A 23497-nucleotide genomic window follows, 5' to 3' on the forward strand; every position below is an offset into this window, starting at 1 on the left:
TGCTATCGGGGGCAAGCCCCCTCCCACAGGTGGTTTTGCTTTGTTCTGCAGATTCGGTCTTAGCGGCGGCGGAACAGTGGCAGCGGTTCATCCGTTGCAGCCTGGTACGTCACCGAGAAGTCCTTGAGGCTTTCCAGCGCTTCGTACGGGTCTTTGTCGGCGCGCAGGGCGAAGGCATCGAACCCGCAGCGGCGCAGGTAGAACAACTGGTCGCGCAACACATCACCAATCGCGCGCAGCTCGCCTTTGTAACCGTAACGGTCACGCAGCAGGCGCGCGTTGGAGTAGTTGCGGCCGTCGGTGAAGGCCGGGAAGTTCAGCGCGATAACCTGGAAGTGCTCCACGTCTTCGCCGATTTCCTCGGCTTCCTCATCGGCGTCCAGCCACACGCCCAGGCCGCCGTCGCGGGCCTTGAGGGCGTGGCCATGTTCGCGCCACAGGTTCAGCGGCACGATCAGGTCGTCGCAGTTGGAGATGCCGTCGAAGCTCGCGTCCTTGGGCAGCAGGTGCCAGGTTTCGTCGAGGACTTCGTTGTTCTTAATGATTCGCTGCATAGACGCGCTCCTTGAACAGGTCAATGCCGATGCGCTGGTAGGTGTCGATGAAACGCTCATCTTCGGTGCGCTGTTCGATGTACACGTCGATCAGCTTGCCGATCACCTCGGGCATGGCTTCCTGGGCGAAGGACGGGCCGAGGATCTTGCCCAGGCTCGCATCGCGGCTGGCGCTGCCACCCAGGGACACTTGGTAGAATTCTTCGCCTTTCTTGTCCACGCCCAGGATGCCGATGTGGCCGACGTGGTGGTGACCACAGGCGTTCATGCAACCGGAGATGTTCAGGTCCAGCTCGCCGATGTCGAACAGGTAGTCCAGGTCGTCGAAACGGCGCTGGATCGATTCGGCAATCGGGATCGACTTGGCGTTGGCCAGGGAGCAGAAATCGCCGCCCGGGCAGCAGATGATGTCGGTCAACAGGCCGATGTTCGGCGTGGCGAAACCGCCTTCGCGCAGCTCGCCCCACAGGGTGAACAGTTGGCTCTGCTCAACGTCCGCGAGGATGATGTTCTGCTCGTGGGAAGTGCGCAATTGGCCATAGCTGTAGCGGTCGGCCAGGTCGGCGACGGCGTCCAGCTGCTTGTCGGTGATATCGCCCGGTGCCACACCGGTGGGTTTCAGCGACAGGGTCACGGCGACATAACCCGGCTTCTTGTGCGCCAGGGTGTTGCGGCCACGCCAGCGGGCAAAGCCCGGGTGCTCTTTATCCAGCGCTGCGAGCTCGGCGTCCTGGTTGGCCAGGGCCTTGTACTCAGGGTCGACGAAGTGCTTGGCCACGCGGTGTACTTCGGCTTCGGTCAGGGTGGTCTGGCCGCCGCGCAGGTGTTCCATCTCGGCGTCGACTTTCTGCGCGAATACCTCAGGGGTCAGCGCCTTGACCAGGATCTTGATCCGGGCCTTGTACTTGTTGTCACGACGGCCATAGCGGTTGTAGACCCGCAGGATGGCGTCGAGGTAGCTCAACAGGTCCTGCCACGGCAGGAACTCGTTGATGAACGCGCCAACCACTGGGGTACGGCCCAGGCCGCCACCCACCAGGACGCGGAAGCCCAGCTCGCCGGCCGCGTTGTACACCGGCTCCAGGCCGATATCGTGCACTTCGATGGCGGCGCGGTCCGAGGTCGAGCCATTGATGGCGATCTTGAACTTGCGCGGCAGGTAGGCGAATTCGGGGTGGAAGGTGGTCCACTGACGCACGATTTCACACCAGGGGCGTGGGTCGATCAACTCGTCGGCGGCAACACCGGCGAATTGGTCGGTGGTCACGTTGCGCAGGCAGTTACCGCTGGTCTGAATGGCGTGCATCTGCACGGTCGCCAGTTCAGCCAGGATGTCCGGCACATCTTCCAGGGCCGGCCAGTTGAACTGCACGTTCTGGCGGGTACTGATGTGGGCATAGCCTTTGTCGAAGTCGCGGGCAATCTTGGCCATCATGCGCATCTGGCGCGAAGTCAGTTGGCCATAGGGCACGGCCACCCGCAGCATCGGCGCAAAGCGCTGAACATAAAGGCCATTTTGCAGGCGCAGAGGGCGGAACTCTTCTTCGCTCAGTTCACCTGCTAGGTAGCGTCGGGTCTGATCACGGAACTGCTTGACGCGGTCCTCGATGATGCGCTGATCGTATTCGTCGTATACGTACATATAGGTCCTGTTCTCGGCAAATCTGCGCGCACGGCCGCGCACTCCCAACGGAGCCGGCGCACGATACCAGTTTGCGTTTATGCGCAAAAGTGATGTTTGAGTATATGCAAATAACCAAATTGACTAATGAGAACGGTTATCGCGATACCCACATTTGTCATGCGGGCAATCGTCGACTTTACTGTGAGCGTGTTTGAGTGCAATCACCTATAAAACCGATAAGAGGCGATGCCATGAGCAATCCGACCAAAGCCCGTAAACCCGACAGTACCGTGGATGCCTGGGCGATTCTGTTCTTGATAATTCTGGTGGTGGGAACCGCCGTGTTCTGGGTCAGCCACCAGTAGGCAACATGCGATCTCAAGTTAGATAAGGACCCAAATGTGGGAGCGCGCTTGCTCGCGAATGCGGTGTGTCAGTCGATAATTTTTTCGCTGACACACCGCATTCGCGAGCAAGCGCGCTCCCACATTTTTGATTGGGTTCACACGCCGGCTAGGTGCAACACCAGCAGGACGATGCCAAACAGCGTCAGCGCGAACACGGCGGTAAACAAAATGCCCAGGATCACAAAGTGGCTGGGCTTGCCATGGGTGAAGTCGCGGGCGCGATTCTTGCCACTCTGTACGCCAAACGCGGCGGCCATCACGCTGTGGAGCATCTGCCAGAAGGTCGGCGGCTTTTGATCGTCCATGGGTCCCTCGACACCAGGTGTGTGAGGGACAGCATAGACAATCCAGCGCGGCTTAGTTGTCGTAGCCCAGGTTCGGCGCCAGCCAGCGCTCGGTCACGGCCAGATCCTGGCCTTTGCGCGCGGTGTAGCTGTTGACCTGGTCCTTGTCGACCTTGCCTACGGCAAAGTACTGCGCCTGCGGGTGGGCGAAGTACCAGCCGCTGACCGCCGCCGCCGGGAACATCGCATAGTGCTCAGTGAGGAACACGCCGCTGCGGCCGGCGTGCATTTCGCGCGCCTCGGGGTCGAGCAGTTGGAACAGCTGGGCTTTTTCGGTGTGATCCGGGCAGGCCGGGTAGCCCGGGGCAGGGCGGATGCCGCTGTACTGCTCTTTGATCAGCGCCTCGTTGTCCAACTGTTCGTCCTTGGCGTAGCCCCAGTGCTCTTTACGCACCTGCTGGTGCAGCCACTCGGCGCAGGCTTCGGCCAGGCGGTCGGCCAGGGCCTTGACCATGATCGAGTTGTAGTCGTCGCCCGCATCCTGATAGGCCTTGGCGACTTCTTCGGCGCCGATGCCGGCGGTGGTGATGAAACCACCGATGTAATCGGTCACGCCGCTGTCTTTAGGTGCAACGAAGTCGGCCAGGGAGAAGTTCGGCTTGCCGTCGGTCTTGATGATCTGCTGGCGCAGGTGGTGCAGCTTGGCAATCGGCTGGCCGTCGTCGCCGTACACTTCCAGGTCATCGTCCAGCACCTGGTTGGTCGGCCAGAAGCCGAACACGGCGCGGGCGCTGATGAGTTTTTCGTCGATCAGCTTGGCGAGCATTTCCTGGGCATCGGCGTACAGCGCGGTGGCGGCTTCACCGACCACTTCATCTTCAAGGATGCGCGGGAACTTGCCGGCCAGGTCCCAGGAGATAAAGAACGGCGTCCAGTCGATGTACTCGGCCAGCACCTTGAGGTCGATATTGTCCAGCACCTTGGAGCCGGTAAACGTCGGTTTGACCGGCGTGTAAGTGCTCCAGTCGAACTGCGGCTTCTTGGCGATGGCCGCCGGGTAGCTCAGGCGCTCGGTGCGCGCACTGCGGTTGGCGGTACGTTCACGCACGTCGATGTATTCCAGGCGGGTTTTCTCGACGAAACCGGCCTTCAATTCCTTCGACAGCAACTGCGTGGCTACACCCACCGCACGCGAGGCGTCGGTCACGTAGATCACCGCGTCGTTGCTGTACTTGGGCTCGATCTTCACCGCCGTGTGCGCCTTGGAGGTGGTGGCGCCACCGATCATCAGCGGCAGGTGGAAGTCCTGGCGCTGCATCTCGCGGGCCACGTGCACCATCTCATCCAGGGACGGTGTGATCAGGCCAGACAAGCCAATGATGTCGCACTTCTGTTCCTTGGCCACCTGCAGGATTTTCTCCGCAGGTACCATTACGCCCAGGTCAACGATGTCATAGCCGTTGCACCCCAGTACCACGCCGACGATGTTCTTGCCGATGTCGTGCACGTCGCCTTTCACCGTGGCCATCAGGATCTTGCCCTTGGCCTCCGGTTTGTCGCCTTTTTCCAGCTCGATAAACGGAATCAAGTGGGCCACGGCCTGCTTCATTACCCGCGCGGACTTCACCACTTGGGGCAGGAACATCTTGCCGGCGCCGAACAGGTCGCCGACGATGTTCATGCCGGACATCAACGGGCCTTCGATCACTTCGATCGGGCGCGCGAACGACTGCCGGGACTCTTCGGTGTCTTCAACGATATGTGTGGTAATGCCCTTGACCAGTGCGTGTTCCAGGCGCTTGTTGACGTCCCAGCCACGCCACTCTTCGGTTTCGGCTTCCTTGACGCTGCCATCGCCCTTGTACTTGTCGGCGATGGCGAGGAGGGCGTCGGTGCCTTCCGGGGTGCGGTTGAGCACCACGTCTTCCACCGCATCACGCAGCTCGGCCGGGATCTGGTCGTAGATCTCCAGCTGGCCGGCGTTAACGATACCCATGGTCAGGCCGTTGCGGATCGCATACAGCAGGAACACCGAGTGGATCGCCTCGCGCACCGGGTTGTTGCCACGGAACGAGAACGACACGTTGGACACGCCGCCGGAGGTCAGCGCATACGGCAGTTCATCGCGGATATAGGCACAGGCGTTGATAAAGTCGACGGCATAGTTGTTGTGCTCTTCAATGCCGGTGGCCACCGCGAAAATGTTCGGGTCGAAGATGATGTCTTCCGGCGGGAAGCCAACTTCATTCACCAGGATGTCGTAGGAGCGTTTGCAGATTTCTTTCTTGCGCGCTTCGGTGTCGGCCTGGCCGGCTTCGTCGAAGGCCATCACCACCACGGCGGCGCCGTAGCGCTTGCACAGTTTGGCGTGGTGAATGAACTGTTCTACGCCTTCCTTCATGCTGATGGAGTTGACGATGCCCTTGCCCTGGATGCATTTGAGGCCGGCTTCGATCACGTCCCACTTGGAGGAGTCGATCATGATCGGCACGCGGGAGATGTCCGGCTCGCCGGCAATCAGATTGAGGAAGGTGACCATGGCCTTCTTCGAATCGAGCATGCCCTCGTCCATGTTGATGTCGATCACCTGGGCGCCGGCTTCCACCTGCTGCAGGGCGACTTCCAGGGCCTCGGTGTAGTTGTCTTCGCGGATCAGCCGGGCAAAGCGTGCGGAACCGGTGATGTTGGTGCGCTCGCCGACGTTGACGAACAACGAGCTGCGATCGATGGTGAACGGCTCCAGGCCCGACAGGCGGCAAGCCTTGGGAATGTCCGGGATCACCCGCGGTGCGTAACCGGCCACGGCCTTGGCGATGGCTTCGATATGCCCCGGCGTGGTGCCGCAGCAGCCGCCGACGATGTTGAGGAAGCCGCTCTGGGCGAATTCTTCGATGACTTTGGCGGTTTCCGACGGCAGTTCGTCGTACTCGCCGAACTCGTTGGGCAGGCCGGCATTGGGGTGCGCCGAGACGTGGGTGTTGGCCTTGTTGGACAACTCTTCCAGGTAAGGGCGCAGTTCGCTGGCGCCCAGGGCGCAGTTGAGGCCTACGGAAATCGGCTTGGCGTGGGCCACGGAGTTCCAGAACGCTTCGGTGGTCTGGCCCGACAGGGTGCGGCCGGAGGCGTCGGTGATGGTGCCGGAAATCATGATCGGCAGTTCGAGGTTCAGCTCTTCGAACACGCCCTGCACGGCAAAGATCGCCGCCTTGGCGTTGAGGGTGTCGAAGATGGTTTCGATCAGGATCAGGTCGGCGCCGCCCTCGATCAGGCCTTTGGTGGCCTCGGTGTAGTTTTCCACCAGCTCATCGAAGGTGACGTTGCGGTAGCCGGGGTTGTTCACGTCTGGCGACAGCGAGCAGGTGCGGCTGGTCGGGCCGAGTACACCGGCAACGAAACGCGGCTTGGCCGGGTTCTCGGCGGTCTTGGCGTCGGCAATCTTGCGCGCCAGGCGTGCGCCTTCTACGTTCAGCTCGTAGGCCAGTTCTTCCATGCCATAGTCGGCCATGGAGATGCGGGTGGCGTTGAAGGTGTTGGTTTCGAGAATGTCGGCGCCGGCATCCAGGTAGGCCTTCTCGATGCCGCCGATCACGTCCGGGCGGGTGATGACCAAGAGGTCGTTGTTGCCCTTGACGTCGCTTGGCCAGTCGGCGAAGCGTTTGCCACGGTAGTCTTCCTCTTCCAGTTTGTAGCTCTGGATCATCGTGCCCATACCGCCGTCGAGGATCAGGATGCGTTCCTTGAGGGCTTGTTGGAGGGCTTGCAGACGAGCGCTACGATCGGACATGGGACTACTCTGGTCAGGTATTACGGAGGGCGTGGATCATAGCAAACCTGTGTGGTTTTGGAGCATGGCCAGGTTTTGCATGAATATCGTTCATGTTGATGGCGTGTCGACATCGGTAGAATCGTCGGCAATTTTTCAGCGCACGCATTGAATCGGGACCGGATACATGTCACTTCGTCTTATCGTCAGCGCCGTCCTGGCATTGGTCGCCAGTACCGCTCTGGCAGAAGGTTCCATTTCATACACCCGCGACATCCAACCGATCTTCACCGAAAAGTGTGTGGCCTGCCATGCCTGCTACGACTCCGCCTGCCAGCTCAACCTGGGCAGTGCCGAGGGGGCGGCGCGCGGTGCCACTAAAGTACCGGTCTACGACGGCGAACGCAGCCAGGCCACACCCACCACCCGGTTATTCTATGACGCTTTCGGCAAGCAGGCCTGGCAGCAGAAAGGCTTCTATTCCGTGCTGGACGCCCAGGGCAGCCAGGCGGCGCTGATGGCGCGCATGCTGGAGCTGGGCCACAACGCGCCGCTGCAGCCCAACGCCAAGTTGCCCGACGAGATCGTATTGGGCCTGAACCGTGAAAACATGTGCGCCACGCCCGGCGAGTTCAACGCCTACGCCGGCGCTCATCCCAAGGAAGGCATGCCGCTGGCGGTCACCGGCCTGACCGACCAGCAATACCAGACGCTGCAACGCTGGCTGGCCTCCGGGGCGCCGATTGATGAGCAGGGCCTGGCGCCCAGCGCCAAGGAAGCCTTGCAGGTGCAGCAGTGGGAAAACCTGTTCAACCAGCCGGGCGCCCGTGAAAGCCTGGTGGCACGCTGGTTGTTCGAGCATTTGTTTCTGGCCCATATCTATTTCGAGAATGGCGAACCGGGGCATTTCTTCCAATGGGTGCGTTCGCGCACGCCGAGTGGCCAGCCCATCGACCTGATCGCCACGCGCCGCCCCAACGATGACCCGGGTACCCAGGTTTACTACCGCTTGTGGCCGGTACAGGGCGTGATCGTGCACAAAACCCACATCACTTACCCGTTCAGCGCGGCGAAAATGGCACGGATCAAACAGCTGTTCTACGCCGCTGACTGGCAGGTCAATGCCTTGCCGGGCTACGGTCCCGGGCGCCGCGCCAACCCATTCGAGACCTTCGAAGCGATCCCGGCCAAGGCGCGCTACCAGTTCATGCTGGATAACGCCGAATACTTCGTGCGCACTTTTATTCGCGGGCCGGTGTGCCGTGGGCAGATCGCCACGGACGTGATTCGCGACAATTTCTGGACCCTGTTCCAAGACCCGGACCACGACCTGTATGTCAACGATGCCCGCTATCGAGGCCAGGCCACGCCACTGCTGGCGATGCCGGGGCAGATCGACGATGTCGGCAGTGTGCTCAGCCTGTGGCTCAAATACCGGGATAAACGCAATGAATACGAGGCCTTGCGCCGTGACAGCTACGCCGACCTGCCGCCGCCAAGCTGGTCGAGCCTGTGGGCGGGCAATGACAATGCGCTGCTGACGATCTTCCGCCACTTCGACAGCGCGGCGGTGAGCAAAGGCTTGATCGGCGAAGTGCCACAGACGATGTGGCTGTTCGACTATCCGTTGTTGGAGCGCACCTACTATCAACTGGCGGTGAACTTTGATGTGTTCGGCAATGTGTCGCACCAGGCTCAGACGCGCTTGTATTTCGACCTGATCCGCAATGGCGCCGAGCAGAATTTCCTGCGGCTGATGCCGGCCGACAGCCGCGACGACTTTATGGACGACTGGTACCAGAACAGTGGCAAGATCAAGCTGTGGCTGGACTATGAAGCCATTGACGACGACAAGCCCACCGGCTTGCACCTGGATGAAAAGGATCCCAAGCGCGACTTTGCCAACCAGTTGCTCAGCCGTTACGGCGACCTGAACGCCAGCCCCGACCCGATCAACCGCTGCTCCGGGGCTTTTTGCTCGCGGGATGGTATCGATCCGGCGTTGCAGGATGCCGAGCAAGCGCTGAGCCGCCTGACATCTCGCCCGGCAGCCGGGCTCAAGGTTATCGAGCAGTTGCCCGAGGCCACGATGCTGCGCATTGAAACCGCCGACGGCAAACGGGTGGTCTACAGCATGTTGCGCAACCGTGCGCACAGTAATGTGGCGTTCCTGCTGGGCGAGGCTTATCGCTATCAGCCGGGGCTGGATACCGTGACTATTTATCCTGGGGTGCTCAGTAGCTATCCGAATTTCATGTTCAATATCCCGGCCGGGGACGTGCCGCAGTTTGTTGCCGAAATGGAGCGGGCCAAGGATGCCAAGCGTTTTGAGGCGATTGTCAACCGCTGGGGCGTACGCCGCAGCCACCCGTTGTTCTGGCAGTATTTCCACGATTTGTCGCAGTACATTCGTGAAACCACGCCGGTGGAAGAGGGGGTGTTGGACATGAATCGGTATGAGAATTTGTGAGTGGGTTGTTGAGTGCGTATCCGCCATTGCCTAAATAACGGATATGTACTCAGCACTCCACGCGGCCAAAAACTATCCCGACAAAAACACTAGGACTTTGTACCTCGGTAATAATTTGGCGTAAACTGCCGGCAAGCCTGTGAGGAGTTTCCATGACTGCCATAACCATTACCGACGCCGCCCACGATTACCTGGCTGACCTGCTGTCCAAGCAGAACACCCCAGGTATCGGTATCCGCGTCTTTATCACCCAGCCCGGCACCCAATACGCCGAGACTTGCATTGCCTACTGCAAGCCTGGGGAAGAGAAACCTGAAGACACCGCCCTGGGGCTGAAAAGCTTCACCGCCTACATCGATGCCTTCAGCGAAGCCTTCCTTGACGACGCCGTGGTCGACTACGCCACCGACCGTATGGGCGGCCAGTTGACCATCAAGGCGCCCAACGCCAAGGTGCCGAACGTCAACGCCGACAGCCCGGTGAACGAGCGCATCAACTACTACCTGCAAACCGAAATCAACCCGGGGCTGGCCAGCCACGGCGGCCAGGTCAGCTTGATCGACGTGGTTGAAGACGGCATCGCCGTGTTGAAGTTCGGTGGCGGCTGCCAGGGCTGCGGCCAGGCGGACGTGACCCTGCGCGAAGGTATCGAGCGCACCCTGCTGGAGCGTATTCCGGAGCTTAAGGGTGTGCGTGACGTGACCGACCACACGCAGAAAGAAAACGCTTACTACTGAGTAAGGCGTTCACTGCGAACAAAAAAACGGCGCCCCGTGAGCGCCGTTTTTTATGCTTGTATTTCAAATGGTTACGCTATCTTCCTAACAAAGCAGATCAACTGTGGGAGGGGGCTTGCCCCCGATAGCGGTGTGTCAGTCGCCTCATGAGTAGCCTGATACATCGCCATCGGGGGCAAGCCCCCTCCCACATTTTGTTTTGTATTTAGTCAATTAAATCAGTGTCTTGTCTAGTTTTTATAAAGTAAAAACTCATGGGCGATAGAGATGCGCATGCCCAGCCCGATACAGCGATGATTCACTGAAATTGTCACTGGCCAACACCCGTCCCACCACAATCAGCGCCGTGCGCTTGAAACCTTTGGCCGCGACTTTTTCAGCGATATCGCTGAGGGTGCCAATCGCCCAATCCTGATCCGGCCAAGTTGCGCGGTGCACCACGGCAATCGGGCAATCTGCGCCATAGTGCGGCAGCAGTTCGGCGACGATCTTCTCCAGATGGTTGACCCCCAGGTGAATCGCCATGGTCGTGCCGTGCTGCGCCAGGCTGTCGAAGGCCTCGCCGGCGGGCATGCTGGTTTTGTCGGCATAGCGGGTCAGGATCACGCTCTGGGCGATATCCGGCAACGTCAGTTCGGCCTCCAGCAACGCTGCGCACGCGGCCACCGCCGTAACGCCGGGGATGATCTGGAACGGGATACCCAGCTCACGTAGCAGGCGGATCTGCTCGCCAATCGCGCCGTACAGGCTCGGGTCGCCGGAGTGCACGCGGGCCACGTCCTGGCCTTTTGCGTGCGCCGCCTTGATCAGGTCAATAATCTGTTCCAGGTGCAGCGCTGCGCTGTTGACCACCTGTTCAGCCTGATGCCCCTCCAGTACCGCCGCCGGCACCAGCGAGCCGGCATAGATGATCACCGGGCAACTACGGACCAGCCGCTGGCCTTTGACGGTGATCAATTCCGGGTCGCCGGGGCCGGCGCCGATGAAGTAGACGGTCATGCAAAATTCCTGTCGAAAAACGGGCGAGCATGAAGACTGCTCATGTTCGCAAAGGGCGATTATCGAGGTTTTAGCCGGCGCAGGCCAACGCAAAGGTGGCCTGGGCGTTTTTTTGGCGAGTGATCAGCAGGCGGGCAGGGGCGTCGGCGAGGTTTTCGGCGAGGGCCAAGGCGGCGCTTTCGGCGATGCCGTAGCAGCCAGTATGGGTGAATGCGACGGCCGATTTATGGCTCAAGCGGCTTTCATACACGGCTAATTGCTCGACGCTGAAGCACTGCAAGGGCAGCTGCAGGCGCTCGGCCAGCGCGAGCAGCCCCGGCTCATCCTGCTTCAGATCGACGCTCGCCAGCGCGGTAATGCGCTGGCGGTCGATCCCACCTTCGGCCAGGGCGCGGTCAAACAGCGCCAGCAGGGTGTGCACTTCGCAGCCCCGCTGGCAGCCCAGGCCGACCACCAGGGTCATGCCGAGTAGTGGTCGTCGCGGTTGCGGCGGAACAGCCAGGCGCTGATCAGGCCCAGGGCCAGCCAGAACACCACGTTGGTCAGCTGCGACGCGATCTTGAACTGCGCTTCCAGTGCTTCCGGGGCCAGCATCGAATGCACTTCCGGTTGTGGCGCACCGATCACGTGGGGCACGGCCAGGATCGCCACGCCCAGCACTTTGAGCAGCCAGTTGCGGCCGAACACCAGCAGCGCAATGCCGACGGCGGTAGAGGCGGCGGTACCGATCCACCAGATCTGGCGTTGCGCCAGGTCGGCAGCGGCGGTGCCCGGCAACTCCGGCGGCAGGCCCAGGGTGGGCGCCAGCACGAAGGTGGCGTAGCCGGCCAGGCCCCACAGCAGGCCTTGGGCGGTGCGGGTCGGGGTGCGCAGGGTGTAGAGGCCCGCCAGCATCAGGGCAAAGCCGACGGCGACCACCAGGTTGCCACCGGTGGTGGACAGCACGCGCTGCCAGCCGTCTTGCGGCTCCCAGGCCTCGGCGTCATGGCTGTGCTCGGCGGCGCCAGCGGCGTGTGCATGGGCCACTTCGGTGGCGGCCGGGGCGTTTTCAAAGGTTTCCGCCTGCAGGATCAACGGGGCGACCCAGAAACTTTGCAGCAGAGTCAGCAGCAGGGCGGCCAACAGGCCGGTGAAGCCTGCGGTTTGGGCAATACGCTTGATCATGTCGGCAGGCCTCAGTGGCACGGGAACGCGGCGCTGTGGCGGGTATCGTGAGCGGCGTTGTGCACCGCCTCGATATGCGAGAAACCGGCGAAATACACCAGGCACGCACCGAGGATCGACGCACCGATGGCGGCGGTCAGGCGCTGGCTCAGGGTTGAGGTGCTGCTGGCGGTGTGCGAAGTGCTGCTGATGATCGACATGGCGCGTCCCTTACGAGTGTCAGGGTGCACAGGCGCATGAAAACCCCGCGAGCCAGGCACGCAGGGTTCTGAACAGCGCCCGCCCACCGCGGGTTTGTTATCTGAATTTTTCGGGCCGGTCTCCGGGCTTGCGAGGGGATTCTGGTTAGAGTCCTGAAAGCATCGCCTTCCCATGCACGTGCACAGTGGCCATGACGCTTCGCTCGCTTACCGTTGCGGGGGCAGCACCGGACTTACCATAGACCATGGCTCACCGGTTTCCCGTTTCACCCCGTGAGGGGCACCCGAAACAAGATGTGTAGGAGAGCATGGGCGGGCGACGGTAGTCAAATGCAGCGTGCCCCTGTAGCCTTGCACCTTCGAGGTTCTTCGGCCCAGGCCGGAGCTAAGAAGGGAACGCGGTTCAAGCCGCGGCTGCCCCCGCAACTGTGAAGGGTTCAGTTGACTGCCACGCCACTGCCGATACGGCGGGAAGGCGCAGCCAGCGCCGGTCGCAAGACCCGTAAGCCCCAAGCCAGGAGACCTGCCTCGCAACCGATTTTCTACTTTAACCGGGCGGGGTGATCCGGTGACGAAATCCGCTTCTGCGCGCCGCCGCAGGGCCTATCGTCCCGTATGCCCGCCCCAAAGGGCATCCGATGAAAACACTGGCCAAACTCCCCGTCACCATCGTTACCGGCTTCCTCGGCTCGGGCAAGACCACGTTGCTGCGCCACATGCTCGACAACGCCCAGGGCCGTCGCATTGCCGTGATCGTCAACGAATTCGGCGAGTTGGGCATCGACGGTGAAATCCTCAAGCAATGCTCCATTGGCTGCACCGAGGAAGAAGCCAACGGCCGCGTGTACGAGCTGGCCAACGGCTGCCTGTGCTGCACCGTGCAGGAAGAGTTCTTCCCGGTGATGCGCGAGCTGGTTGCCCGCCGTGGTGACCTCGACCATATCCTCATCGAAACCTCCGGCCTGGCCCTGCCAAAACCCTTGGTGCAAGCCTTCCAGTGGCCGGAAATCCGCAGCGCCTGCACGGTTGATGCGGTGATCACCGTAGTCGACAGCCCGGCCGTGGCCGCCGGCACCTTCGCCGCGTTCCCGGACCAGGTGGATGCCCAGCGCAAGCTCGACCCGAACCTGGATCACGAATCGCCGCTGCACGAACTGTTCGCCGACCAACTGGCCAGCGCCGACCTGGTGATCCTGAATAAATCCGACCTGATCAGCGCCGAAGACCTGGCCCGCGTGCGTCTGGAAGTCGCTGAAGAACTGCCGCCTGCGGTGAAGATCATCGAAGCCAGCAGCGGTCGCCTGCCGCTGGACGTGCTGATCGGCCTGGGCGCCGGCTCCGAGGAGCATATCGACGGTCGCCACAGCCATCACGATCATCACCACGAAGGTGAAGACGACCACGACCACGACCACGACGCCTTCGATTCCATCTCCATTGACCTGCCCCAAGCCGACGAAGCGCTGCTGCTCGACGCCTTGACCCAACTGGTGGTGCAACACGGCATCCTGCGCGTCAAAGGCTTCGCTGCCATCCCGAACAAGCCGATGCGCCTGCTGATCCAGGGCGTGGGCACGCGCTTCGACAAGCACTTCGACCGTGCCTGGGGCGCTGACGAAGCCCGCATCACGCGGCTGGTGCTGATCGGCCAGGAGCTGGACGCGGCAGGCCTTGAAGCGCAATTGCGCGCTGCCCTCAGCGTTTAACCCATGCACCTGCTCAGGACTCAGCCCGGTGGTTTTGTCTCGGACGACAATATTGCCGACCTTGGACAAACTCCCGCCGAGCTGGTGATCCTCTGCAGCGGTGATTCCAGCCTGGCACTGCTGGCCGAAGCGGCGCAGCAGTTGCCCGAGGATTACCCCAGTTTCCGCCTGGCCAACCCGATGCAGGTGCAGAACCACGCCTCGGTCGACTTGTACGTCGACGAGGTGCTGCGCCACGCCAAGGTCATCCTGATTTCGCTGCATGGCGGCATCGGTTATTGGCGTTACGGTATCGAGCGGTTGGTGGAATTGGCCGAGCGCGGCGTGCAGCTGATCCTGGTGCCGGGCGATGACCGCCCCGACCCGGAACTCAGCGGCCTGAGTACCGTGGGTGTCGAGGCGCGCGACCGTCTGTGGCACTACCTGCGCCAGGGTGGCCTGGGCAATGCTCTGGATTTTTATCGCTGCCTCGCAAGTGGCTATCTGGGCCGCGACTATGCCTGGGCCGAGCCGCAGACACTGCCGCGCACTGCGATTTATCACCCGCATACAGCCAATGCGAGCCTGCCTGACTGGCAGGCGGATTGGCGCGCCGAGTGGCCGGTGGCGGCGGTGCTGTTCTACCGCTCCCACTTGCAGGCGGCCAACACCGGTTTTATTGACGTGTTCTGCCAACGTTTGCAGGCGGCGGGCCTCAACCCGTTGCCGATGGCGGTGGCCAGCTTGAAGGAGCCCGGCTGCCTGGCGGTGGTCGAGGACCTGCTGGACGAAGTAGGCGCGGCGGTGATTCTGAATACCACCGGCTTTGCCCAATCCAGCCCCGAAGCGCCGCACCTGCGCCCGTTTCGTCGCAATATCCCGGTGATTCAGGCGATCTGCGCCCAAGACAACCAACCCGGCTGGGAGGCCAGTGAGCAGGGCCTGGGCCCGCGCGACCTGGCGATGCACATTGCCTTGCCGGAGTTGGACGGGCGCATTATCAGTCGGCCGATCAGCTTCAAGGACCTGGCCTGGCGCAGCGAGCGCAGCCAGTCGGACGTGGTGTGCTACCGCGCCGCGCCCGAGCGTATGGATTTTGTCGCCGAGCTGGCGCGCCGCTGGGTCGAGTTGGCGCGGGTGCCGAATGCCGACAAACGCATCGCCCTGATCCTCGCCAACTACCCGACTCGCGACGGTCGCATCGGCAACGGCGTGGGCCTGGACACGCCGGCCGCCGCGCTGAATATCCTGCGTGCCCTGCAGGCCGAAGGTTACCCGCTGCCGGATACGCTGCCGCAAAGCGGCACCGCGCTGATCCATGATCTGCTCGGCGGCGTGACCAACGACCTCGACAGCCTCGACCTGCGCCCCTGCCATCAAAGCATGGCGTTGGACGACTATGAGGCGATGTTCAAGCGCCTGCCGCCCGCCAACCAGCAAGCCGTGCTGGAACGTTGGGGCGCACCCCATAACGACCCGATGTTTCGCGACGGGCGCATGATGATCGCCGGCCTGCGCCTGGGCCTGACCTTTGTCGGCATCCAGCCGGCACGGGGTTATCAGGTCGACGCCAGCGCGGTGTACCACGACCCGGACCTGGTGCCGCCCCACGCGTACCTGGCGTTCTATTTCTGGTTGCGGCATACCTACGGCGCCCATGGCGTGATCCATGTGGGCAAGCACGGCAACCTGGAATGGCTGCCGGGCAAAGGCGTGGGCTTGTCGGAAAACTGCTGGCCGGATGCGCTGCTCGGGCCGCTGCCGAATATCTACCCGTTCATTGTCAACGACCCGGGCGAGGGCGCCCAGGCCAAGCGTCGTACCCAGGCGGTGATCATCGATCACTTGATGCCGCCGCTGACCCGCGCCGAAACCTACGGCCCGCTGCGCGACCTCGAGTTGTTGGCGGACGAGTACTACGAGGCGCAACTGCTCGACCCGCGCCGCGCTCTTGAGCTGCAGAAAGACATCCTCAAGCTGGTGCGCGAAACCCGCATCGACCAGGAGCTTGAGCTGGATAACGACGCCGATGCCGCCGTGTGGCTGCCGCGCCTGGATACCTACCTGTGTGACTTGAAGGAATCGCAGATCCGCGACGGCTTGCATATCTTTGGCGAATCGCCGGAGGGCCGCTTGCGCATCGACACGTTGCTGGCCTTGTTGCGCATCCCGCGTGGCGATGGCCGTGGCCCGCAATCGAGCCTGCTGCGCGTGTTGGCCAAGGCCTTCGAGCTGGGCTTTGACCCGCTCGATTGCGCGTTGGCCGAGCCGTGGACCGGGCGCCGTCCGGCGGTATTGCAGAAGATCGACGCGCAATTGTGGCGCACTGCCGGTGATACCCGCGAGCGCCTGGAATTGTATGCCGCGCGTTTGATCGAGCAGGCGCTGGAAGGGCCGCTGGAACAGTTGGAAGAGCCTGGCTGGGAGGCGGTGAAGGCGGTGATCGAAAGCCTGCGCATCGTCGTGGCGCCGCGCCTGGATGCCTGCGGCCCGGCGGAAATGCGCGGTTTGCTGGATGCCTTGGGTGGTCGCTTCGTGCCAGCGGGGCCAAGTGGCGCGCCGAGCCGTGGGCGTTTGGACGTGTTGCCCACCGGCCGAAATTTCTTCAGCGTCGACGTGCGTAACCTACCGACCACCACGGCTTGGCGCATTGGCTTCCAGTCGGCCAACCTGATCCTTGAGCGTCACCTGCAGGACCACGGCGACCACCTGCGCCAGCTTGGCCTGTCGGTATGGGGCACGGCCACCATGCGCACCGGCGGTGACGATATCGCCCAGGCCATGGCGCTGATGGGCGTGCGCCCGGTGTGGGCCACCGGTAGCCAACGGGTGGATGATTTTGAAATCCTGCCCGTCAGTTTGCTCGACCGCCCGCGCGTAGATGTGACGTTGCGCGTGTCCGGGTTCTTCCGCGATGCCTTCGCCAACCTGATCCGCCTGTTCGATGCGGCGGTGCAGGCGGTGGCGGCGCTGGATGAGCCGGACGACATGAACCCGCTGGCCGCCAAGGTGCGTAGCGAGCGCGAGGCGCTGCGCAAGTCTGGCCTGGATGAAGACACGGCGGCGAAACAGGCCGGTTGGCGCATTTTCGGCGCCAAGCCCGGTGCTTATGGGGCGGGTGTGCAGGGCGCGATTGACGGGCGCCTGTGGCAAAGCCGCGAAGACTTGGCCGAGGTTTACCTGAACTGGGGCGGCTACGCCTATGGCGGTGCCGATGAAGGCACCGCCGCCCGTGAGCAATTCGCCCAGCGCCTGAGCCAAGTGCAGGCGGTGTTGCAGAACCAGGACAATCGCGAGCACGACCTGCTCGACTCGAACGACTACTACCAATTCCAGGGCGGCATGCTCGCTGCCGTGGAAACCCTGAGCGGCGACAAGGCCGCCAGCTACCATGGCGACCACAGCCAGCCCGACCTGCCGAAGATCCGCACCTTGAAGGAAGAGCTGAACCGGGTGATCCGTTCCCGCGCCGCCAACCCCAAGTGGATCGACGGCGTGAAGCGCCATGGCTATAAAGGTGCGTTCGAAATGGCCGCGACCGTGGATAATCTGTTCGCATTCGACGCCACCACCGCGCTGATCGACGATCATCAATACGCTTTGCTCGCCGACGCCTACCTGCTCGACCCCGACACCCGCGCTTTTGTGCAGCAGCACAACCCCGCGGCACTGCGCGACATGGCCGAGCGCATGCTCGAAGCCCAGCAGCGTGGCCTGTGGCAGGAGCCGGGGGCGTACCGCGAGGCGTTGGAAAACCTGTTGCTGGATATAGAAGAAGACTAGAGGCGCCGGACCCCGGCTTGCCGTGGCGAGCGGGCTTGCCCGCGTTGGGCTGCGCAGCAGCCCCAAAATTGCACAGCGCGTTTTTTCAGGACGCATAGGTTTCACTTATAGGGGCCGCTGCGCAGCCCAGCGCGGGCAAGCCCGCTCGCCACTAGAAGCCCGCTCGCCACGAAAAGCCGTTCACTAAAGGGTGTTTATCTGCACCGCAGAATTTGAAGAGAACCTGAATGACTGACATTCCCCATTTTCCGCTGTCCGCCGTGGTCGGCGCCGACGACCTGAAACTGGCGCTGTGCCTTACCGCCATCGACCCGAAGATCGGCGGTGTGCTGATCGAAGGCCCACGCGGCATGGCCAAATCCACTTTGGCGCGCGGCCTGGCCGATTTGTTGGCCAGCGGGCAGTTTGTCACCTTGCCGTTGGGTGCCACCGAAGAGCGCCTGGTCGGTACGTTGGACCTGGACGCCGCACTCGGCGAAGGCCGCGCGCAGTTTTCCCCGGGCGTGCTGGCCAAGGCGGATGGCGGCGTGCTGTATGTGGATGAGGTCAACTTGCTGGCGGACCATTTGGTGGATCTGCTGCTGGACGTGGCCGCCAGCGGCACCAACCTGATCGAACGCGACGGCATCTCCCATCGGCATTCGGCGCGCTTTGTGCTGATCGGCACCATGAACCCGGAGGAGGGCGAGTTGCGCCCGCAGTTGCTTGACCGCTTCGGCTTCAACGTGGCGCTGAGCGGGCAGACGTTGCCGGCCGAGCGTGGGCAGATTATCCGTCGGCGCCTGGATTTCGACAGCGACCCGGCTGCGTTCTGCACGCAGTGGGCCGAGCAGCAGGCGGCCCTGCGTGAGCGCTGCACCCAGGCGCGAGCGCGGTTGGAGAGCATTGTGCTGGATGACCAGGCACTGGCACAGATCACCGAGCGCTGCTTTGCCGCCGGGGTTGATGGCTTGCGTGCAGACCTGGTCTGGCTGCGCGGCGCCAGGGCGCATGCCGCATGGCGCGGGGCAAGCGCCATCACCGAGGACGATATAGACGCCGTCGCGGAGTTTGCCTTGCGCCACCGTCGCCAGGCGCAAACCCCGCCCGCCGGTACGCCACCTGAAGGCCAGGCACCCAAACCGTCGGACACCTCGCCCGGCCAAGGCCAATGGGGCGATATGCCTGCGCCGCCGCTGCCCACGGGCGCTCGCCGAGACGTGCCCGCCTGGCCAAAAAAGCCCTAGGCATCCACCCCCGACCTGACACGGGGGTGGATGCCCGCCCCAAGGCCGGGCGATTGGACAGGGGGCGGCAGGGCAAGGCGCGCAGTGCCAGGCAGGGCGCGATCAATTGGCCGGGTACCTTGCTTGGTGGGCGGCCGCAGTCCCGCGAGGATTTGCGCTACCAACTGCGCCGCCAATCGGCCCATGAGTTATGGCTGGTGATTGTCGACGCGTCGGCCTCCACCCGGCGCCATCGTGCCTTGACCGATGCCAAAGGGTTATTGGCCCAGGTGTTTGATGACGCTTATCGACAGCGGGCGCGCATGGCATTGCTGACGGCCAGTGGGCAGTCGCCGACGTGGCAGGTGCAGGGCTTGAAAGCGGCGAAAAGCCTGGCAGGTTGGCTGCAACAGCTGGGGGCGGGCGGCGGTACGCCGTTGCTCGCGGCGCTTAGCGAAGCCGGGCAGTGGCTGGCGGCGCGGCGCAAGCGCTGTCCGGCCGAGCAGCAGCGGTTGCTAGTGATTACCGATGGCCGGCTCAAGGACATCAGCGGTTTGCCGCTGCTCGGGTGCCCGGGGATGTTGGTGGATATTGAGCGTGGGCCGATCCGGTTAGGGCGCGCTCACGAACTGGCGGCGCAGTTGCAATTGGATTATCGGCATATCGATAAATTGTAGAGCCTGGACCCTCGCTATCGGGGGCAAGCCCCCTCCCACATTTTGCAATGCATTCCAAATGTGGGAGGGGGCTTGCCCCCGATGAGGCCCTTACCAACCCCACAAAACCATCAGCCCGCCCCCGGCACATTCGGCCAAAGATCCGCCACCAGAAACAGCCGCTCGGCTTCTTCCCAGTCATCGCCGACTTGAACCATCCGCACCAATAGCTGCGCCGGTGCCATCGGGTCGAGGTCCGTGAGCCAGCCTTGCATGTGTTCCTCACTCCATACGTCGTCCGCCAGGTAATGCGCGGGCGCGAGCCAGGCATGCCGGGGCAGGGGCTGCCAGCGGCCCGGCGCGCTGGCGCGTACGAAGTCCGGCCAATCGCGCTGGTGCAACCAACGCCCGCGTAAATGCTGCGGGTGGGCGCCCTCGGGTGGTACGGCCTGGCCTGGCCAGGGGTAGAGCAGGTAGCCACCGAGCCACAAATGCGCATCGAATTGCTGAATATCCAGCGCCGCCAACGCTTCACGGCTTTCCGGCCGTGCGGATATCGGCAGTTGATGCTGGGCCAGGTGCGCCAGCTTGCGGTCCAGCCGGTCATGGCAGCCGGGGCCAAGCCACTGGGCGGTGTCCTGGCCGTTGCCGGCCTGCGGGCCGAGGTAGAGCTTGATCGCCAGTTCCAGGTGGTGCACGCCATCGCTGTCACGCAGCAGCATGTCCAGCTCGCCGAGGGTATGCCCGGCGCGGCGGATCGGCAGGTTGGCTGCCAGCAGTTCCACGCCGGGCGCATGCTGCACGGCAAATTGCCACAAGCGTTCGTAGTAAAGGCCCAGGCGGCGAGTGCGTGACTGGCTCAGCCAGTGTTGCAGGGCGCTGCTGTCGTGGTCGAGTGTGCGCAGCCAGTGCTCAAGAAGGTGCGGCGCCTGCACCCAATCACTGCCGGCCAGCGGGTGACGCTGGGGCCAGGGCGTTTGCGCGAGCATCGGCGGGGCAAGCATCACCCACGCCAGGTCGCGCACCTCAGGGTGACGCAATTGGCGGGGTAGGGTGTGCAAATCCGGGAACACAGTCATGGTCCGAGCATAGCCTTTTACGCGTGGTACGGGTGGCTGAGAACCATTGTCATCAAGGCTGCGCGGCGACAAAGGGTTTTGCCTGACGCGGCCTTTCGCCCATAATCGTTCTTTTTTGCCACACCCCAAATCCCGCAGGAGCCCCATGGAGCAATTTCGCAATATCGGCATTATCGGTCGCCTGGGCAGTACCCAGGTGTTGGACACCGTCCGCCGGCTGAAAAAGTTCCTGCTGGAACGCCACCTGCATGTGATCCTCGAAGACACCATCGCCGAGATTCTCCCCGGCCACGGCCTGCAGACCTCGTCGCGCAAGATGCTCGGCGAAGTATGTGACATGGTCATTGTGGTCGGCGGCGACGGCAGCCTGCTCGGCGCGGCCCGCGCCCTGGCGCGACATAACGTGCCGGTATTGGGGATCAACCGTGGCAGCCTGGGTTTCCTCACGGATATCCGCCCGGATGAGCTGGAAGTCGAAGTGGCCAAGGTGCTCGACGGCCACTACCTGGTAGAAAACCGCTTCCTGCTGCAGGCCGAAGTGCGCCGCCACGGTGAAGCCATCGGCCAGGGTGACGCCCTCAATGACGTGGTGCTGCACCCCGGTAAATCCACGCGGATGATCGAGTTCGAGCTGTATATCGACGGCCAGTTCGTGTGCAGCCAGAAGGCCGACGGCCTGATCGTCGCCACGCCTACCGGTTCCACGGCGTACGCGCTGTCTGCCGGTGGGCCGATCATGCATCCCAAGCTGGATGCCATTGTGATCGTGCCGATGTACCCCCATATGTTGTCCAGCCGGCCGATTGTGGTCGATGGCAACAGTGAGCTGAAAATCGTGGTGTCCAAAGACATGCAGATCTACCCGCAGGTGTCCTGTGACGGGCAGAACCATTTCACTTGCGCCCCCGGTGACACCATCACCGTGAGCAAGAAGGCACAGAAGTTGCGGTTGATCCACCCGCTGGACCACAACTACTACGAAGTGTGCCGCACCAAGCTGGGCTGGGGCAGCCGCTTGGGGGGTGGAGGCGACTGATGCTCGATCCCGCGCGTAGCTACGACCTGATTGGTGACGTGCACGGTTGCGCTCATACCCTTGAGCACTTGCTCGACCAGTTGGGCTACCACAAGCTGGGCGGCACCTGGCGCCACCCATCGCGCATGGCGGTGTTCCTCGGCGATATCATCGACCGTGGCCCACGCATTCGCGAGGCGCTGCATATCGTCCACGACATGGCCGAGGCCGGCCAGGCGCTGTGCATCATGGGCAACCATGAGTTCAATGCGTTGGGCTGGGCCACGCCGGCACCGCCCGGCAGTGGCAAACAGTTCGTGCGTGAACATACCCCACGGCATGAGCGGTTGATCCACGAGACCCTGACCCAGTTCGAACACCACCCGGCCGACTGGCACGACTTCCTCGGCTGGTTCTATGACATGCCGCTGTTTGTGGATGCCGGGCGTTTCCGCGTGGTGCACGCGTGCTGGGATGACGGTTTTATCCAGCCGTTGCGCGCCACCTTCCCGGACGGCTGCATCGATCAGCACTTCCTGCAGGCCGCCGCCGTGCCGGGCAGTTTTGCCTGCAACGCGTTCGACCGCCTGCTGCGCGGCACCGATATGCGCCTGCCGGATGGCCTCACGCTGACGGGAGGCGACGGCTTGACCCGCTCGTTCTTCCGGACCAAGTTCTGGGAAGACGACCCGAAAACCTACGGCGACATCGTGTTCCAGCCCGACGCCTTGCCCGAGCCGGTGGCGCGCACGCCGTTGTCGTCCACCGAAAAGAACTCCCTGCTGCGCTATGGCGTCGACGAGCCTTTGCTGTTCGTCGGCCATTATTGGCGCAGCGGCAAACCGGCGCCGATCCGCCCGAACCTGGCCTGCCTGGACTACAGCGCAGTGCTGTACGGCAAGTTGGTGGCGTACCGCCTGGACCAGGAAACCCAACTGGATCCGCGTAAATTCGTATGGGTCGACGTTGAGCGACCTGAGGTAATCCAATGAGTGCCGTGGCTGTACTGCGCTTGCCCCTGAGCGTCGACTTGGGCGGCTTCGTCAAATTGCTGCAACGTATGCAAGTGCCCCATCGCGTCAGCGAGGAAGCTGGCGAGCAAGTGCTGTGGGTGCCCGAGACCATCAGCGACGACGTGCGCGTGTTGTACCAGCGTTTTCCCGCGGGTGACCCGGACCAGCAACTGGACATTCCCGAGCAGGCGCCGGTCAAGCGCCCAAGCTTTGCCCAGCAAGTGCGCCATAGCCCGGTAACGGCACTGGTACTGCTGGCGAGCATGCTCGTCGGCGCGGTGACCTTGCTCGGTGAAAACCTGCAAGCCATGAGCTGGCTGACGTTTCTGCCGTTCCGGGTGATGGGCGAGTACATCCAGTTCACGCCGTTTGCCGACATGTTGGCCTCGGGCCAGGGGTGGCGCTTGGTCACGCCGATGCTGATCCACTTCGGCATCCTGCACCTGGCCATGAACGGCATGTGGTACTGGGAGTTGGGCCGGCGCATCGAAGCGCGCCAGGGCAGCATCAACCTGCTCGGGCTTACCCTGTTGTTCAGCCTGGTCTCCAACTACGCTCAGTACGCCTATGGCGGCCCGGGCCTGTTCGGCGGCTTGTCCGGCGTGCTGTATGGCCTGCTCGGGCATTGCTGGATCTTTCAATTGATCTCGCCCAACCCGGCCTATCGCCTGCCCCGTGGGGTGCTGGCGATGATGCTGATATGGCTGGTGCTGTGCATGTCGGGGCTGGTCTCGATGATCGGTTTCGGCGAAATCGCCAATGCGGCCCATGTGGGCGGCCTGGTAATCGGTTGCCTGACCGGTTTGCTGGGCGGTGTGTATAACCGTCGCAAATCGTCTATTTGATAAGGAAGAGCCTA

Annotated in this window: 18 protein-coding genes and 2 riboswitches; of the genes, 9 read left to right on the top strand and 9 right to left on the bottom strand. The window is 62.8% G+C overall.

What is annotated here, in order from left to right; all coding sequences use genetic code 11:
- Positions 1-59: 59 nt before the first annotated feature.
- From CXQ82_RS12610 to metH, 4 genes are all read right to left on the bottom strand, one after another.
- Positions 60-554, bottom strand: coding sequence for a DUF934 domain-containing protein (locus tag CXQ82_RS12610; RefSeq protein ID WP_101269363.1), 495 nt, complete (start codon positions 552-554; stop codon positions 60-62).
- On the bottom strand, positions 538-2196 hold the full coding sequence (locus tag CXQ82_RS12615; protein WP_101269365.1) for a nitrite/sulfite reductase: 1659 nt from the start codon (positions 2194-2196) through the stop codon (positions 538-540). The genes CXQ82_RS12610 and CXQ82_RS12615 overlap by 17 nt, the downstream gene beginning before the upstream one ends.
- 484 nt (positions 2197-2680) lie before the next feature.
- Positions 2681-2890: a DUF2970 domain-containing protein gene (locus tag CXQ82_RS12620; protein ID WP_101269367.1), complete on the bottom strand. Its 210-nt coding sequence runs from the start codon at positions 2888-2890 to the stop codon at positions 2681-2683.
- A gap of 52 nt (positions 2891-2942) precedes the next feature.
- On the bottom strand, positions 2943-6653 hold the full coding sequence (metH, locus tag CXQ82_RS12625; RefSeq protein WP_101269369.1) for a methionine synthase: 3711 nt from the start codon (positions 6651-6653) through the stop codon (positions 2943-2945).
- Between the two features lie 166 nt (positions 6654-6819).
- Here metH and CXQ82_RS12630 point away from each other — a divergent pair, with 166 nt between their 5' ends.
- Entirely contained in the window at positions 6820-9102 is a 2283-nt protein-coding gene (locus tag CXQ82_RS12630) for a fatty acid cis/trans isomerase (protein WP_101269371.1), read from the top strand.
- 152 nt (positions 9103-9254) lie between these two features.
- Positions 9255-9839 carry a Fe-S biogenesis protein NfuA gene (nfuA, locus tag CXQ82_RS12635; RefSeq protein ID WP_003173594.1) on the top strand — a complete coding sequence of 195 codons (585 nt, stop codon included), beginning with the start codon at positions 9255-9257 and terminating at the stop codon, positions 9837-9839.
- A gap of 252 nt (positions 9840-10091) precedes the next feature.
- Here the strand turns inward: nfuA and cobM are convergent, their stop codons facing one another.
- The 4 genes from cobM to CXQ82_RS12655 all read right to left on the bottom strand — a co-directional run bounded on the left by cobM (position 10092) and on the right by CXQ82_RS12655 (position 12202).
- Positions 10092-10838 (bottom strand): precorrin-4 C(11)-methyltransferase, encoded by a 747-nt coding sequence (gene cobM, locus CXQ82_RS12640; RefSeq protein WP_101269373.1) that lies wholly within the window; start codon positions 10836-10838, stop codon positions 10092-10094.
- A 70-nt stretch (positions 10839-10908) separates the two neighbouring features.
- Positions 10909-11301: a cobalamin biosynthesis protein gene (locus CXQ82_RS12645; RefSeq protein ID WP_101269375.1), complete on the bottom strand. Its 393-nt coding sequence runs from the start codon at positions 11299-11301 to the stop codon at positions 10909-10911.
- On the bottom strand, positions 11298-12002 hold the full coding sequence (locus CXQ82_RS12650; RefSeq protein WP_101269377.1) for a CbtA family protein: 705 nt from the start codon (positions 12000-12002) through the stop codon (positions 11298-11300). Before CXQ82_RS12650 ends, CXQ82_RS12645 begins: the two co-directional genes overlap by 4 nt.
- A gap of 11 nt (positions 12003-12013) precedes the next feature.
- Entirely contained in the window at positions 12014-12202 is a 189-nt protein-coding gene (locus CXQ82_RS12655; protein WP_078742010.1) for a CbtB-domain containing protein, read from the bottom strand.
- 95 nt (positions 12203-12297) lie between these two features.
- A riboswitch (cobalamin riboswitch) is annotated at positions 12298-12505 on the bottom strand.
- A gap of 42 nt (positions 12506-12547) precedes the next feature.
- Positions 12548-12748: riboswitch (cobalamin riboswitch) on the top strand.
- A 92-nt stretch (positions 12749-12840) separates the two neighbouring features.
- Here CXQ82_RS12655 and cobW point away from each other — a divergent pair.
- The 4 genes from cobW to CXQ82_RS12675 all read left to right on the top strand — a co-directional run bounded on the left by cobW (position 12841) and on the right by CXQ82_RS12675 (position 19552).
- A complete protein-coding gene (cobW, locus tag CXQ82_RS12660; RefSeq protein ID WP_101269379.1) occupies positions 12841-13908 on the top strand; it encodes a cobalamin biosynthesis protein CobW in 1068 nt (355 codons plus the stop codon).
- 3 nt (positions 13909-13911) lie between these two features.
- Entirely contained in the window at positions 13912-17670 is a 3759-nt protein-coding gene (gene cobN, locus CXQ82_RS12665; RefSeq protein ID WP_101269381.1) for a cobaltochelatase subunit CobN, read from the top strand.
- A 227-nt stretch (positions 17671-17897) separates the two neighbouring features.
- Positions 17898-18896, top strand: coding sequence for an ATP-binding protein (locus CXQ82_RS12670; RefSeq protein WP_101269383.1), 999 nt, complete (start codon positions 17898-17900; stop codon positions 18894-18896).
- A gap of 53 nt (positions 18897-18949) precedes the next feature.
- Positions 18950-19552, top strand: a complete 603-nt coding sequence (locus CXQ82_RS12675) for a VWA domain-containing protein (protein ID WP_101269385.1) — start codon at positions 18950-18952, stop codon at positions 19550-19552.
- A 110-nt stretch (positions 19553-19662) separates the two neighbouring features.
- On the opposite strand, the gene CXQ82_RS12680 is transcribed toward CXQ82_RS12675, so the two are convergent.
- Complete coding sequence (locus CXQ82_RS12680) at positions 19663-20610, bottom strand: DUF1853 family protein (protein ID WP_101269387.1); 948 nt, start codon at positions 20608-20610, stop codon at positions 19663-19665.
- 145 nt (positions 20611-20755) lie between these two features.
- Between CXQ82_RS12680 and CXQ82_RS12685 the strand changes: the two genes are divergently transcribed.
- From CXQ82_RS12685 to CXQ82_RS12695, 3 genes are read left to right on the top strand one after another with little or no spacing between them, the layout of a single operon-like run.
- Positions 20756-21646, top strand: a complete 891-nt coding sequence (locus CXQ82_RS12685; RefSeq protein WP_003217892.1) for an NAD(+) kinase — start codon at positions 20756-20758, stop codon at positions 21644-21646.
- Positions 21643-22617, top strand: a complete 975-nt coding sequence (locus CXQ82_RS12690) for a metallophosphoesterase (protein ID WP_371917359.1) — start codon at positions 21643-21645, stop codon at positions 22615-22617. The genes CXQ82_RS12685 and CXQ82_RS12690 overlap by 4 nt, the downstream gene beginning before the upstream one ends.
- Positions 22614-23483, top strand: a complete 870-nt coding sequence (locus tag CXQ82_RS12695) for a rhomboid family intramembrane serine protease (RefSeq protein ID WP_101269393.1) — start codon at positions 22614-22616, stop codon at positions 23481-23483. The genes CXQ82_RS12690 and CXQ82_RS12695 overlap by 4 nt, the downstream gene beginning before the upstream one ends.
- Positions 23484-23497 lie beyond the last annotated feature (14 nt).

The organism is Pseudomonas sp. S09G 359 (genome assembly GCF_002843605.1).
GTDB lineage: Bacteria > Pseudomonadota > Gammaproteobacteria > Pseudomonadales > Pseudomonadaceae > Aquipseudomonas.